The sequence below is a fragment of the Rhodobacter xanthinilyticus genome, assembly GCF_001856665.1.
Classification (GTDB): domain Bacteria; phylum Pseudomonadota; class Alphaproteobacteria; order Rhodobacterales; family Rhodobacteraceae; genus Rhodobacter; species Rhodobacter xanthinilyticus.
The window spans coordinates 2,319,641-2,333,461 of the sequence record NZ_CP017781.1 but is presented as its reverse complement, the minus strand read 5'-3'; the positions used below and the strand labels follow the sequence as shown (position 1 = coordinate 2,333,461).

Below are 13,821 nucleotides of genomic sequence, written 5' to 3'. Positions count from 1 at the left end.
CGGACTAGAGGGCGGGCTTCGGCTCGCCCTTTTCTTTTGTTGCTTTTGGGCGGCTGGCGGATCAAGATTGCTGCGCTGCAATAAGGGAGGACCCGATGAGCGATGAGACCAAGCCCCTGCTGATCAAGCGGTATGCGAGCCGCCGGCTCTACAACACCGAGACGAGCGATTATGTGACGCTCGAGGATATCGCGAGCTTCATCCGGGCGGGGCGCGAGGTGCAGATCGTCGATCTCAAATCGGGGGACGATCTGACGCGGCAATATCTGTTGCAGATCATCGCCGAGCATGAGAGCCGCGGCGAGAATGTGCTGCCGGTGGATGTGCTGACCGATCTGGTGCGCAGCTATACGACCTCGGCGCAATCGGTGGTGCCGCAATTCCTCGCGGCGAGTTTCGAGATGCTGCGCGAGGGGCAATCGCAGCTGATGGAGCAATTCTCCGGCTTCCCGAACCCGATGGCTTCGATGCCGGGGTTCGAGGCCTTGCAGCGTCAGCAACAGGCGTTCCTGAAATCCATGATGGCGGGCTGGGCGCCGCCGGGCGGGTCGAGCGGGCCGGAGGGCGAGGAGGCCCCCGCCGCGACGCAAGACCGCGAGGAGCTGGCCGCGATCAAGAAGCAACTCGCCGAGCTGCAATCGAAGCTCTCGAAGCTCTGATCTTTGGCCGGGGGGGGCTGCCGGGCAGGGGGCTCTGCCCCCGGGCCTTGCGGCCCTCCCCCGGGATATTTTTGGCAAGATGAAAGCGCAGGCGGCGCGTTCGGGCATCAAAAAGGGCGGTCCTTGCGGGCCGCCCTTGTGCATTTCAGGGGGGGGTGCGGCCTCAGACGAGGCGGCTTTGGTCCTTCGCGGCGCGGACGAAATCGGCAAAGAGCGGATGCGGCGCGAAGGGTTTGGATTTCAGCTCGGGGTGGAACTGCACGCCGATGAACCACGGGTGGCCCTTGTGTTCGACGATCTCGGGCAGGCGGCCATCGGGCGACATGCCGGAGAACACCAGCCCGCAGGCTTCCAGCTGCTCGCGGTATTTGATATCGACTTCGTAGCGGTGGCGGTGGCGCTCTTCGATCTCGGTGGTGCCGTAGACCTCGGCGACTTTCGAGCCCTCCTTGAGGCTCGCCGAATAGGCGCCAAGGCGCATGGTGCCGCCCTTGTCGTCGCCGAGTTTGCGCTCGACGCGGTGGTTGCCCTGCACCCATTCCTTGAGGTGGTAGACGACCGGGGTGAAGCGTTTCTTGCCCGCCTCATGGTCGAATTCCTCCGAGCCCGCGTCGGTCACGCCGGCGAGGTTGCGCGCCGCCTCGATCACGGCCATCTGCATGCCGAGGCAGATGCCGAGATAGGGGATGCCCTTTTCGCGCGCATATTGCGCGGCGCGGATCTTGCCCTCGGTGCCGCGTTCGCCAAAGCCGCCGGGCACCAGAATGGCGTTGAAGCGCTCGAGATGCGGGCCGGGGTCTTCGCGCTCGAAGATCTCGGCGTCGATCCACTCGGCCTTGACCTTGACGCGGTTGGCCATGCCGCCATGGGTCAGCGCCTCGGCGATCGATTTGTAGGCATCCTCGAGCTGGACATATTTGCCCACGATCGCGACGCGGACCTCGCCCTCGGCGTTGGTCAGCCGGTCCATCACGTCTTCCCAGCGGCCCATGTCGGGCTTCGGCGCGGGCGAGATCCCGAAAGCGTCGAGCACCGCCTGATCGAGGCCGGCGCGGTGATAGGCCAGCGGCGCCTCGTAGATCGAGCGCAGGTCATAGGCCGGGATCACGCTATCGGGGCGGACGTTGCAGAACAGCGCGATCTTGGCGCGTTCCTTGTCCGGGATCGGCTGTTCGGAGCGGCACACGAGCACATCGGGTTGCAGCCCGATCGAGCGCAGTTCCTTGACCGAGTGCTGGGTGGGCTTGGTCTTGAGTTCGCCCGATGCCGCCAGATAGGGCAGGAGCGTGAGATGCATGAAGATGCATTGGCCGCGCGGGCGGTCCTGCGCGAACTGGCGGATCGCCTCGAAGAACGGCAGCCCCTCGATATCGCCGACCGTGCCGCCGATCTCGCAGAGCATGAAATCGACCTCGTCGTCGCCGACCGCGATCCAATCCTTGATCTCGTTGGTGACATGCGGAATCACCTGGATCGTCTTGCCCAGATATTCGCCGCGGCGCTCCTTCTCGAGCACGTTCGAGTAGATCCGCCCCGAGGAGACCGAGTCGGTCTTGCGCGCCGAAACGCCGGTGAAGCGCTCGTAATGGCCGAGGTCGAGGTCGGTCTCGGCGCCGTCATCGGTGACGAAGACCTCGCCATGTTCGAAGGGCGACATCGTGCCCGGATCGACGTTGAGATAGGGGTCGAGCTTGCGCAGCCGGACCGAAAAGCCGCGCGCTTGCAAGAGCGCACCGAGGGCAGCCGAGGCCAGACCCTTGCCGAGCGACGAAACAACGCCGCCGGTAATGAAGACATAACGCGCCATGAGACCCCCGTGAGCAGAAAATTCTGAATTATTCCCGCGCCACGAGGGGCGGGATCACGGGATTTAATGCTTACACGATTCGCAGCCCGCCCGCAACCGGACCGCAAGCAGTTGAGTTAAGTCTTTGCAGCTACCCTATTTATAGGGTCAGTTTGCCGCAGGCGGCACCACCGGCGCATCGGAGGCCGCGGGCGGCAGCTCCACCGCCGGCGCGGCGGGGGTGGCGGGCGCCTCGGCGGGCGCGGGCGCGGCCACCGCATCGACGACCGAGCTCTGATTGGCCTTTTGCGCGGCCAGAACGGTCAGCGTGACCGAGGTGACGATGAACAGCCCGGCGAGCGCCCAGGTCACCTTTTGCAGCGCATTGGCCGCCTGGCGCCCGGTCATCACGCCCGAGCCGCCGCCCATGCCAAGGCCGCCGCCCTCGGAGCGCTGCAGCAGCACGACGCCGATCAGCAAAAGCGCGAGGATCAGGTGAACCGAAAGAACGACGTTTTCCATGCGGGCTGGGCCTTCCATCATCAGACGCGCCTACTTAGGCAGTTGTCGCGCCCCGCGCAACCCCTTTGGGGCCCCGCGCCCCCCGCCCGGTTTCTTCTTGGCAAAAATACGCAAATCCCCGGCCGGGCCGGCGCCGCCAATGACAGAAAGATGACGCGCGGGGGCGAAAAAGCGGTTTCAACCGGGCGGCCGGCCCGCTATATGTCGCGCGGTTTTGCAACCCTCGAGGAGAGAGACATGGCCAATGTCGTGGTGGTCGGCGCCCAATGGGGCGACGAAGGCAAGGGCAAGATCGTTGACTGGCTGTCGAGCCGTGCCGATGTGATCGCGCGGTTCCAAGGCGGTCACAACGCGGGCCATACGCTCGTCATCGACGGCAAGGTCTACAAGCTGAACGCGCTGCCCTCGGGGGTCGTGCGCGGCGGCAAGCTGTCGGTGATCGGCAACGGTGTCGTGCTCGACCCGTGGCACCTCGTCACCGAGATCGCCAAGATCCGCGAACAGGGCGTCGAGATCAGCCCCGAGACGCTGATGGTGGCGGAAAACACCCCCCTCATCATGCCCTATCACGGCGAGCTCGACCGCGCCCGCGAGGCGCAGGCCGCCGACAGCAAGGCGAAGATCGGCACCACCGGCCGCGGCATCGGGCCCTGCTATGAAGACAAGGTCGGGCGTCGGGTGATCCGCGTCGCCGACCTCGCCGACCCGGCCACGCTGGAACTCCGCGTCGATCGCGCGCTCGTCCACCACAACGCGCTGCGCGCAGGCCTCGGCCTCGAGCCGATCGACCGCGATGCGCTGATCGCCGAGCTCAACAAGATCGCGCCCGAAATCCTGCAATATGCCGCGCCGGTCTGGAAAGTGATGAACGAGATGCGCCGCGCCGGCAAACGCATCCTCTTCGAGGGCGCGCAGGGCTCGCTGCTCGACATCGATTTCGGCACCTACCCCTATGTGACCTCCTCGAACGTGATCGCGGGCCAGGCGGCCACCGGCGTAGGCCTCGGGCCGAACGCCATCGATTTCGTCCTCGGCATCGTCAAGGCCTACACGACCCGCGTCGGCGAAGGCCCGTTCCCGACCGAGCTGAAGGATGCCGATGGCGAGCGGCTGGGCACGCGCGGCCATGAATTCGGCACCGTCACCGGGCGCAAGCGCCGCTGCGGCTGGTTCGATGCCGCGCTCGTGCGCCAGACCTGCGCGATCTCGGGGATCAACGGCATTGCTCTGACGAAACTCGATGTGCTCGACGGGTTCGAGACGATCAAGATCTGCACGGGCTATGAGCTCGACGGCGTGGTGCTCGATTACCTGCCCACCGCCGCCGACCAACAGGCGCGCTGCACCCCGGTCTATGAAGAGGTCGAGGGCTGGTCGCAATCGACCGAGGGCGCGCGCAGCTGGGCCGATCTGCCCGGCGCCGCGGTGAAATATGTCCGCCGCATCGAGGAGCTGATCGGCTGCCCGGTCGCGATGCTCTCGACGAGCCCCGAGCGCGACGACACGATCCTCGTCACCGACCCCTTCGCGGATTGATCCGGCCCGCCGGCACAGTCTTTCGGCGGCCCTTGACCTGAGGGCCGCCGTTTTCCTATCTGGCCTCTGATGGCCAAGGAGACCTGCGATGAGCCTGTCCTACAAAACCCGCCGCCGCCTGTCGTTGCTCGTTCTGGTGGTCGGCTTGCCGCTTTATATCGTGGCCGCGGTCAGCCTGACGGGCTGGCTCGATGCGCGCTTCGGGCGGCTGCCGATCTGGGCGGAACTTGGCGTCTATGTCGGGCTCGGTTTCCTGTGGATGGCGCCGCTCAAGCCGGTGTTCACCGGAGTCGGCCGCGAAGACCCGGACGCCGAAAAGTAAAACGGAGGGGAAACCCCCTCCGTTTCAATGCGTTGGCTGCGGGTCAGGCGCTCTTGCTGTCGTAGTAGCGCGAGGCCTCGGTGATCGCATATTGGCCGCGCCGGACCTTCGCGATCTTGCCCTGACGCAGCAGTTTTCCAAACACCCGCAGCCGCTCCTCGCGGCTCGCGCCCGCGCCCTCATCGGTCGCAGCGACCTTCTTGAGGATATGGGGCGGCGAGAAATGCGGGCGCCCCTCGACCTGTTCGGTATAGGCCGCGGCGGCCTCCAGAAGCTCGGCGAGCCCCTGCGCGCCGCGCGCCTCGACATAATCGGCAAAGCTCGAGGCCCCTGCCGGCGCCGGGGCGGGCGCTTCCTCGGCCTCGAAAGCCTCCGCGTCGAACTCGGTCTCGGCCTCGGTCTCGGGCGTGGCGCGCTGCAGGCTCGAGATCCGCCGCGGGCGCACGACGACCGGCGACACCGGCGTTTCCGGGGTGCGATCGACGCGCTGTTCGGAGACGAGCACGAGCGGCGCCGCACGGCCGCCGGAAACCTCCGGGCGGCGGGTGGCGGCATGGGCGGCGGCGACCGGTCGGCGCGGGCGCACGGCCTGATCGAGATCGTCGCGATAGGGGCGGGTCTCGTCCTCGGCCTTCGGCGCGCCCTTCAGCCGCCGGTCGGCCACGGTCGCGGCGACGGCGGCCTTCAGATGCGCGATCGCCGAGAAGCGGCGGCGCGTCTCATTGCCCGAGATCTGCGCATCGGCCTTGTCCATCAGCCGCGCGAGATCGCTGTCCTGGGCGGCGGGCAGGCTCGGCGCGGCGGGGCGCGCGGGAGGGGCGTGGACGGCGGGCGCCTCGGGCTCCGGCGCGGCCGGGGCGTCGAGCTCCTCGGCCGCGACAGCGTCGCTCTCGGCCTCCTCGGCCGCGTCGATCTCTTCGAGCGCATCGAACTCCGGCGCCTCTTCCGCCGCGTCGATCTCCGCCGCAAGCTCGGCGATGAGCGCCTCCTCGGCGTCTGCCTCGGCGTCAACCGCCGCCTCGGGCGCGGCCCATTGCGGCGCCGCGCTCGGCTCGGCCACCGCCGCCATCACCGCGGCCAGCGCCTCGTCGTGATCCTCCTCCTCGACAAGCTCCGCTTCCTCGATCGCGTCGACGTCCTCGACGTCCTCGGCCATCGGCTCCTCGAAGGCGAAGGCCTCGAGATCGAGCGCGGCCTTGGCCTCAACCGGGGTCTCCGTCTCCGCCTCGAGTTGCAGCGCGGGCGCCTCGGCGGCCAGCGGCGCACCCAGAAGCGTGTCCTCGCCCACCGCCAGCGGCTCGCTTTCGAGCGCGGCAAGCTCGGCCATCAGCGCGTCTTCCTGCTCCGGCGTCAGCCCCGAGGCGAGATCGCTCTCGGCCCGGGCCCCGGCACCGAGCGCCGCAGCGATCAGCGCATCCCGGTCCTCGCCGGGCTCGGCGGGCGCGGCGGGCGCGGCGGCCGAAGCCGGCGCGATCGGTTCGGGGCGGCGCACCTTGATGACCCGGGCGCGAATGCGCGGACGCTCGGCCTCTTCGGGGGCGCGCTCGGGCAGCTGCGCAACGCTCACCGCCTCTGCGACCGGCGCAGCATCGCGCGGGGCCTCGGCGGCGGCGCGGGCGGCTTCGGCGGCGGCACGCGCTTCCCGCGCGGCGCGGCGGGCGGCGCGACGGGCGGCGCGGTTGGCGAAGAAATCCTCCGGCGCATCGCCCGAGGCTTCGGCGCTGTCCTCGTCCTCGGCGTCGTCGTCGTGGTCCTCGGCCTCCTCGGCCTCCGGCGCGGCCTGATCGACCTCCGCCTCCGGCTGCACTTCGGGGGCCGCGACCGGCGCGATCTCGGCGACGGGCTCCGCTTCCGCTTCCGGCTCCAGAGCTTCCGGCTCCAGAGCTTCGGGCGCGCCAGCTGCGAGCGTATAGCCGAAATCCTCGCTCTCGGGCTCGATCGCGAAATCGCTCAGATCGTCCTCTTGCGGGGCGGCGGCCTCGGTCAGCGGCGCCTCGGCAAACATCTGCGCAAGCGGCGCGGCCGGGGTCTCGGCCGCGGGCGCCTCGAGGGTTTCGGCCTCGGCGGGCTCGGCATGCTGGGCGGCGGCGGCGCGGGCGGTGGCCACGGCGGCGCGGATCCGTTGCAGCTTCGCCGCGACCGATTCGGGCACCGAGAGCGCCGGCGCGACATGCGCGGGCTCGGGCGCCACGACCGGCTCGGCGGCGGCGACGGGCTCGGCCCGCGGCGCCTCGATCACCGGCTCGGGAGCGACAGGGTCTTCGGCGACAGGCGCGGCGGCGACAGGGTCTGCGACGGGGGCGGGCTCCGCCTGCGGCGCGTCGAGGGCTTCCGCCACGGGCTCCGAAGCGGGCGGCTCGGCGGCGGGCGCGACCGGCGCCTCGGTAGGCGCCTCGACAGGCTCCGCGAGGGCTTCGGCGACGGGCTCGGACACGGGCTCGGGCACGGGTTCGGACACGGGCTCGGCCATGGGCGCCGCCGGCGAAACGGCCGCCGCAGGGGCGATCTCGGGCACGGCCTCGGGGCGCAAGATCACGCCATTGGCGTTGATCTTCGCCTCGACTCGGCGCTGGATCTCGCGCTCGGCGATCTTGTGGAGCATCTCCGCATCGGGCTGCGGGGGCTCGGCCCCGAAATAGCGGTCGTCGGCCGCCAGGTCGCGGAAATATTCCGCGATTGCCTTCATCGTGTTGAACGGCTCGTCAAACCCTTCGAGGGTGCACGAGAACGTCCCGTAGGACACGGTGAGGATTTTACTCGCTCCAACCATTGGCCCGCTCGCTTTCCTATTGAACCTCATTGCGCCCACATTCGAGGTAAACTGGTGCTTTAGCGTGAACGAAAAAAGGCAAATGCGGGGAATTTTATCGAGTTTGATTGTGTTTCTTTGCCGCAATTGGCATCAAATGGCGTATGAAAACGCCTATTGTCCAGTCTGACACCGGTGTAACGCTGCTTGGCGGGGGGGCCGTGGCGGCGGCGGATGTCCACGCGGCGTTGACAATCGCGCCGCGGCTGGTGGCGGCGGACGGCGGCGGCGATGCGGCGCTCGGCATGGGGATCACCCCCGCGGCGGTGATCGGCGATCTCGACAGCCTCTCGGAGGGCGCGCGCGCGCGGCTCGGGGCGCGGGTGCATCCGGTGGCCGAGCAAGACAGCACCGATTTCGGCAAATGCCTCGCCCATGTCGCGGCGCCGTTTTTCCTCGGGCTCGGCTTCACCGGGCTGCGGCTCGACCATACGCTCGCCACGCTCAGCGATATCGTGCAGGAGCCGCGCCCGGTGATCCTGATCGGCGAGGAGGAGGTGATCTTCCGCGCGCCGCCCCGGCTTGCGCTCGATCTCGGGCCGGGCACGCGGGTGTCGCTGTTTCCCTTCGGGCCGGTGAGCGGGCGCTCGACGGGGCTGCGCTGGCCGATCGAGGGGCTCGCCTTCGACCCCGCGGGGCGGGTCGGCACCTCGAACGAGGCGCTCGGGCCCGTGACCCTCGAGATCAGCGGAGCGGCGTTGGTTCTGCTGCCGAAAGCGGCTCTGCGGGCGGCGCTTTGCGGGCTCGGGCTGTCACCCGCTCGCGGTGGATGAGGTAGAGCCCGGAGCCGGTGATGATCGCGATGCCGATCCAAGTGAGCGCGTTCGGGAAATCGCCAAAGACGAGGAAGCCGAAGAGCGTCGCGGTCAGCATCTCGAAATAATGCAGCGGCGCGAGCGTCGTCGAGGGGGCGAGCTTGAGCGCATAGGTCATCGACATGTGGCTGACCGTCGAGGCGAGCCCGACGCAGAAGCACCACAGCCAGAAGATGCCGGTGGGCTGCGCGAAGGAGAGCTCCTTGAGCCCGGCCGCGGTGCCAAGGCCGAGAAGCGGCAGGCAGAGCACGGCGGCGACGAGCGCGGTATGGAGCTGCATCGTGACGGGGTGCATGTGGCGCGAAAGCGCGCGGGTGAGCAGGATATAGAGCGCAAAACAGACCGCCGTGCCGAGCGGGAAGAGCGCCACCGCGCCAAAGGTGGTGAAGGAGGGCTGGATCACGAAGAGCGCGCCGATGAAGCCCACGACCGAGGCCGCCAGCCGGCGCGGCCCGACCTCCTCGCCCATCCAGAACCGCCCGATCAGCAAGATCACGAAGGGCTCGACGAAGGCGATGGCCAGCGCATCGGCAATCGGCATCACCTGCACCGCCGCCACGAAACAATAGGTCGCCACGATCGACACCGCCGAGCGCGCGAGAAGCAGCCACCCCGCATGCCGGCTGACCCGCCAACTGAGCCGCATCGCCAGCACGATCGGCGCCATCAGCGCCGCCTGCACCAGATACCGCCCCAAGGTCACCGTGCCCACCGGCACCGATTGCGCCGCGAGTTTCGAGGCAACATCGATGAGGGGCGCGATGATACAAAACCCGAGCATCAGCGCGATGCCGGGGAAGATCCGATCCTGTTCGCTCATGCGGTCTTGTCACCCGATGCGCGGGGCGCGTCCATCCCGAAAGCGACCCTCCGCGCGGTGTTTTTCGGCCGCGCGCCGATTTCTTCCGGGGGCTCGTGGAGGGGCGCGCAGGGGGCGCTGCCCCCTCTGCCTTCGGCATTCACCCCCGGGATATTTGGAGCAAGATGAAAGGGCCGCACTTCATCTTGCCATAAATATCCCGGGGGGAGCCCGGAACGGGCGGGGGGCAGCGCCCCCCCCTGACCCGCGGGGGTCAGCCCATCCGTTCGGAGGCGTAGGAGCCGGGCGAGGCGGGGAAGACCACCGTCTTGTTGCCGTTCAGGAAGGAGCGGTGTTGCACATGGGCGTGGATCGCGCGGGCGAGCACCTGGGCTTCCACATCGCGGCCGAGCGAGACGTAATCGTCGGGGCTCTGGGCGTGGGTGATGCGGACAGTATCTTGCTCGATGATCGGGCCTTCGTCGAGGTCGGCGGTGACGTAATGCGAGGTCGCGCCGATCAGCTTCACGCCGCGTTCATAGGCCTGTTTGTAGGGGTTCGCGCCCTTGAACGACGGCAGGAACGAGTGGTGAATGTTGATGATCCGGCCCGACATCTTCTGGCACAGCGCATCCGACAGGATCTGCATGTAGCGCGCCAGAACCACGAGTTCGGCGCCCGACTCCTCGACCACGGCCAGCAGACGCGCCTCGGCTTCGGGTTTGTTTTCCTTGGTCACCTTGATGTGGTGGAAGGGGATGTCATGGTTCACCACGACCTTCTGATAGGTCATGTGGTTCGACACCACGCCCACGATCTCGATCGGCAGCGCGCCGATGCGCCAGCGGTAGAGTAGGTCGTTCAGACAATGGCCGAAGTTCGACACCATCAGCAGCACCTTCATCTTCGCGCCCTGATCGTAGATCGCCCAATCCATGTCGAAGGTCTCGGCGATCGGGGTGAAGCCCTTTTGCAGCGCCGCGAGGCCCGCGCCGGTTTCCGAGGTGAAGCTCACGCGCATGAAGAAACGGCCGGTCAGCTCGTCGTCATATTGATGCGAATCGGTCAGGTTGCAGCCCTGATCGGCGAGGTAATTGGCGATGGCCGCGACGATGCCGCGGGTGGTGGGGCATTGCACGGTGAGGACGTAGGAGCTCATCTGGGTTCCTTTTCGGGCCTTGCGGCGGAAGATCTGGCGCCAGATTTGCCGGGATGGCACGCGATTGGCCATCCGGAACCGACCGGCGGGCGGCGAAAAGCGGCGTGACTTCGGTCGCAAATGCGACGCAAGTTTCCGATAGGCGGCGGGCTGGACGCGGGCGGAACGGGCGCCTAGCATGGGCGCAAAGGAGACCCGATGCATGGCCGGTGGCTGGGCGCGCGATGGCGCGGTGAATGAACAGATCGACGCTTCGATCGCCGATGAGCTCAAGCGGCTGCAGGCGCGGCGCGAGCTGGTGGGCGAGAGCCTCGAGGATTGCGCCGAATGTGGCGAGGAGATCCCGCCGGCGCGGCGCGCCGCGATCCCGGGGGTGAAGCTTTGCGTGGCCTGTCAGCAGGCGCGTGACAAGGGCCGCGCGGCGGCGCGGGGCGGCATCAACCGGCGCGGCTCGAAGGACAGCCAGCTCAAGTGAAAGGCCGCCCCGGGGCGGCCTGTCGCGATCAGATCTGTTTTTCGGGGATATGGACGACGAGGCCGTCGATCTCCGGGGTGACCTTGATCTGGCAGGTCAGCCGCGAGGTCGCCGGGTTCGGGTTCCAGGCGAAATCGAGCATGTCCTCTTCCATCGAATCCTTCGCGGGCAGCCGCTCGACCCAGGCTTCATCGACATAGACATGGCAGGTCGAGCAGGCGCAGGCGCCGCCGCAATCGGCGTCGATGCCGGGCACGCCATTGTCACGCGCGCCTTCCATGACCGTCGCGCCGGGTTTCACCTCGACCTCGTGGCGGGTGCCGTTGTGTTCGATATAGATGATCTTCGCCATGATTTGCTTTCCGTTTTGCAGGCCCAGGGGAGATGTCTCGTCCAGATGTAGGCCAAGGGGGCGCGCTTGGCCAGAGGCGCCTTTGCCGCGCCGGGCGCGGTTTTGGGGCCGGGTTTGGGCCGGGGTTTGGAGCCCTTCCGCGCGGGCGCGAAAGCCGCTAGGGTGACGCGGTTTGATCAGCGGGGCAGGGCGATGCGCGGCAGGGACTGGGGGATCGGGGCGATGGTGGCGGGCGCGGTGGCGCTTGGCGGATGCGCGCCGGGGCCTGTCGCCGAGGGGCCGGTGGCGCCGACGCTCGCGGCGCAATGGCGCGCCGAGGGGCCGCAGCCCGGCGAGAAGGGCTGTTTTGCGCGCCAGACCCGGCCCGCGGTGGTCGAGACGGAGACCGAGCAGGTGCTGGTCGCCGCCGAAAAGCGCGATCCGGCCACCGGCGAGATCCTGCGCCCGGCGACCTATCGCACCAAGACCCATCAGAAGATCGTCTCGCCGCGGGCGGAGTGGTGGTTCGCCGCGCCCTGTGCGGCCGATCTGACGCCCGAGATCGTCGCCACCTTGCAGCGTGCGCTCGCCGCGCGCGGGCTCTATCGCGGCCCGGTCACCGGCGTGCTCGATGAGCCCACCCATCGCGCGATCCGCGCCTATCAGGCGCCGCGCGGGCTCGACAGCGCGACGCTGTCGCTGCGCGGCGCGCAGGAGCTCGGCCTGATCGCCTGGCTCGACGGCAAATGAAAAGGCGCCCCGCGGGGCGCCTTTCGAGATCGGACCGGGAGGCGGGCGTCACTCGACCGAGAGCGCCACGAAGCGGGGCTCGCCGCCGCGCCGGATCAGGAGCAGCACCGATTTGCGCCCGCCCTCCTTGGCCGCCGCCACCTGCGCGGCCAGATCGGCCGGCGAGGCGACGGGCTGCTGACCGGCCTCGGTGATCAGATCGCCCGGGCGCAAGCCCTTGTCGAAGGCGTCGCTGGTCTCGGCGAGATCCTTGATCACCACGCCCTTGGCGCCCGAGGGCAGGCCCATCTCGGCGATCATCTCGTCGCTGAGCGGCACCACGGTCATGCCCAGAACCGCCTCTTCATCGGCTTGCGGCTTGGCTGCCGCCGCCGGCGCCGCCTCGCCCTCGGCCAGCTCGCGCCGGCCAAGCGTGACGAGCAGCGTCTCCGACTTGCCGCCGCGCTGCACGATCACCCGCACCGCTTCGCCCACCGGCGCATCGGCCACGCGGCGCACGAGGTCGCGCGTGCTCTTCACCTCACCGCCATCAAAGGAGGTGATCACATCGCCCGCCAGCATGCCGGCCTCTTTCGCGGGGCCCTCGGGCACCTCGGAGACCATCGCACCATCGGCGCTCGCCAGCCCCATCGCCTCGGCCATGTCGGGGGTGATGTCCTGGATCTTCACGCCCAGCCAGCCGCGGCGGGTCTCGCCGAATTGCTTGAGCTGATCGACGACCTTCTTGACCACATTCGAGGCCATCGAGAAGCCGATCCCGATCGAGCCGCCGTTGGGCGACAGGATCGCGGTGTTCACACCGATCACCTCGCCGTTCATGTTGAAGAGCGGGCCGCCCGAGTTGCCGCGGTTGATGGCGGCATCGGTCTGGATGTAGTCATCATAGGTGCCCGAAAGCTCGCGGTTGCGCGCCGAGACGATCCCCGCGGAGACCGAGAAGCCCTGGCCGAGCGGGTTGCCGACCGCCATCACCCAATCGCCGACACGGCTCTTGTCGCTGTCGCCGAAATTGACGAAGGGCAGCGGCTTGTCGCTCTCCACCTTGAGCAGCGCGATATCGGTTTTCGGGTCGGTGCCGACGAGCTTGGCATCCATCTTCTGGCCCGAGAAGAACTCGATCTGGATCTCGTCGGCATTCTCGATGACGTGGTTGTTGGTCACGATATAGCCGTCTTCGGAGATCACGAAACCCGAGCCGAGCGCGTTCGAACGATGCGGCGCGGGGGCGTCGGGCTGGCCCTGCTGCGGGCCGTTCGGGAAGCCGAAATCGCGGAACAGCTCATCGAAGGGCGAGCCGGGCGGGAAGGGCGAGGCACCGCCCCCGGTGGGCTCGGCCACCATCGTCGAGGTGGTGATATTGACCACCGCAGGGCTGACCTGCTCGGCGAGATCGGCAAAGCCCTCGGGCGCGATGCGCGCCTCGGCGCGGCTGATCGGGCTGAGCGCCAGCGCCACGGCGAGCAGGCTCGCCGTCAGCATCGCACCGAAGCCGCGCGGCCGCGCGGGCGCGAGAGCGGCGGCGGCGGCGGCGGCGGCGGGGGAGGTGTTGGAGAAGGTCTGGATCATGCAAGGCTCCCGGTTTCGTCCCGACGAGCGCTTTGGCCCGCCGTAGCTTCGATAAATACCCTAGGCCCGCGGCGCGCAAATGAAAGCCCGTCGCGGAGTGTCAATTCGGTGTGAGGCTGCGGTGAGACGCCGGCCGGGTCAAGGGGGCGCTGCCCCCCTGCCTTCGGCATTTCCCCTCGGGATATTTGCACATCGTTGAAGAGGGGAGGTCGTCCTTTGCCTTCAACGATGTCGAAATATCCTCGGGGGTGAATGGCCGCAGGCCAGAGGGGGCAGAAGGCCCCCTTGCGCG

The 13,821-nt window shown here is 68.3% G+C and carries 13 protein-coding genes; 6 read left to right on the top strand and 7 right to left on the bottom strand.

All coding sequences use genetic code 11. The annotated features are described in order from the left end of the window. The first annotated feature begins 95 nt into the window (after window positions 1–95). Window positions 96–659 carry a polyhydroxyalkanoate synthesis repressor PhaR gene (phaR, locus tag LPB142_RS11340; protein ID WP_068766571.1) on the top strand — a complete coding sequence of 188 codons (564 nt, stop codon included), beginning with the start codon at window positions 96–98 and terminating at the stop codon, window positions 657–659. A gap of 163 nt (window positions 660–822) precedes the next feature. Here the strand turns inward: phaR and LPB142_RS11335 are convergent, their stop codons facing one another. Together LPB142_RS11335 and secG are read right to left on the bottom strand one after the other, a co-directional pair. Then, window positions 823–2,466 (bottom strand): CTP synthase, encoded by a 1,644-nt coding sequence (locus LPB142_RS11335; protein ID WP_068766572.1) that lies wholly within the window; start codon window positions 2,464–2,466, stop codon window positions 823–825. A gap of 147 nt (window positions 2,467–2,613) precedes the next feature. Further along, window positions 2,614–2,967: a preprotein translocase subunit SecG gene (gene secG, locus LPB142_RS11330; RefSeq protein WP_068766573.1), complete on the bottom strand. Its 354-nt coding sequence runs from the start codon at window positions 2,965–2,967 to the stop codon at window positions 2,614–2,616. A 237-nt stretch (window positions 2,968–3,204) separates the two neighbouring features. Here secG and LPB142_RS11325 point away from each other — a divergent pair, with 237 nt between their 5' ends. Further along, window positions 3,205–4,503, top strand: a complete 1,299-nt coding sequence (locus tag LPB142_RS11325; protein WP_071167232.1) for an adenylosuccinate synthase — start codon at window positions 3,205–3,207, stop codon at window positions 4,501–4,503. Between the two features lie 88 nt (window positions 4,504–4,591). Beyond that, the gene (locus LPB142_RS11320; RefSeq protein WP_071166435.1) at window positions 4,592–4,825 is read left to right on the top strand and encodes a DUF2842 domain-containing protein; all 234 of its coding nucleotides are present in this window, start codon (window positions 4,592–4,594) and stop codon (window positions 4,823–4,825) included. Between the two features lie 43 nt (window positions 4,826–4,868). Here LPB142_RS11320 and LPB142_RS11315 read toward each other — a convergent pair whose 3' ends face one another. Next, the gene (locus LPB142_RS11315) at window positions 4,869–7,595 is read right to left on the bottom strand and encodes a hypothetical protein (RefSeq protein WP_198037827.1); all 2,727 of its coding nucleotides are present in this window, start codon (window positions 7,593–7,595) and stop codon (window positions 4,869–4,871) included. 143 nt (window positions 7,596–7,738) lie between these two features. Here LPB142_RS11315 and LPB142_RS11310 point away from each other — a divergent pair, with 143 nt between their 5' ends. Then, window positions 7,739–8,407: a thiamine diphosphokinase gene (locus LPB142_RS11310; protein ID WP_071166433.1), complete on the top strand. Its 669-nt coding sequence runs from the start codon at window positions 7,739–7,741 to the stop codon at window positions 8,405–8,407. On the opposite strand, the gene LPB142_RS11305 is transcribed toward LPB142_RS11310, so the two are convergent. Together LPB142_RS11305 and purU are read right to left on the bottom strand one after the other, a co-directional pair. Next, entirely contained in the window at window positions 8,319–9,269 is a 951-nt protein-coding gene (locus LPB142_RS11305; RefSeq protein ID WP_071166432.1) for a DMT family transporter, read from the bottom strand. The two genes, LPB142_RS11310 and LPB142_RS11305, sit on opposite strands and share 89 nt — an antisense overlap. 253 nt (window positions 9,270–9,522) lie before the next feature. Further along, entirely contained in the window at window positions 9,523–10,407 is an 885-nt protein-coding gene (purU, locus tag LPB142_RS11300) for a formyltetrahydrofolate deformylase (RefSeq protein WP_068766749.1), read from the bottom strand. Window positions 10,408–10,609: 202 nt separating this feature from the next. Between purU and LPB142_RS11295 the strand changes: the two genes are divergently transcribed. Then, window positions 10,610–10,882, top strand: coding sequence for a DksA/TraR family C4-type zinc finger protein (locus LPB142_RS11295; RefSeq protein ID WP_068766578.1), 273 nt, complete (start codon window positions 10,610–10,612; stop codon window positions 10,880–10,882). Window positions 10,883–10,910: 28 nt separating this feature from the next. On the opposite strand, the gene fdxE is transcribed toward LPB142_RS11295, so the two are convergent. Next, window positions 10,911–11,234, bottom strand: a complete 324-nt coding sequence (gene fdxE, locus LPB142_RS11290) for a ferredoxin FdxE (protein ID WP_068766579.1) — start codon at window positions 11,232–11,234, stop codon at window positions 10,911–10,913. 192 nt (window positions 11,235–11,426) lie between these two features. Here fdxE and LPB142_RS11285 point away from each other — a divergent pair, with 192 nt between their 5' ends. Beyond that, window positions 11,427–11,963: a peptidoglycan-binding domain-containing protein gene (locus LPB142_RS11285; protein WP_071166431.1), complete on the top strand. Its 537-nt coding sequence runs from the start codon at window positions 11,427–11,429 to the stop codon at window positions 11,961–11,963. Window positions 11,964–12,011: 48 nt separating this feature from the next. Here the strand turns inward: LPB142_RS11285 and LPB142_RS11280 are convergent, their stop codons facing one another. Further along, window positions 12,012–13,442 (bottom strand): DegQ family serine endoprotease, encoded by a 1,431-nt coding sequence (locus tag LPB142_RS11280; RefSeq protein ID WP_068766750.1) that lies wholly within the window; start codon window positions 13,440–13,442, stop codon window positions 12,012–12,014. Window positions 13,443–13,821: the final 379 nt, after the last annotated feature.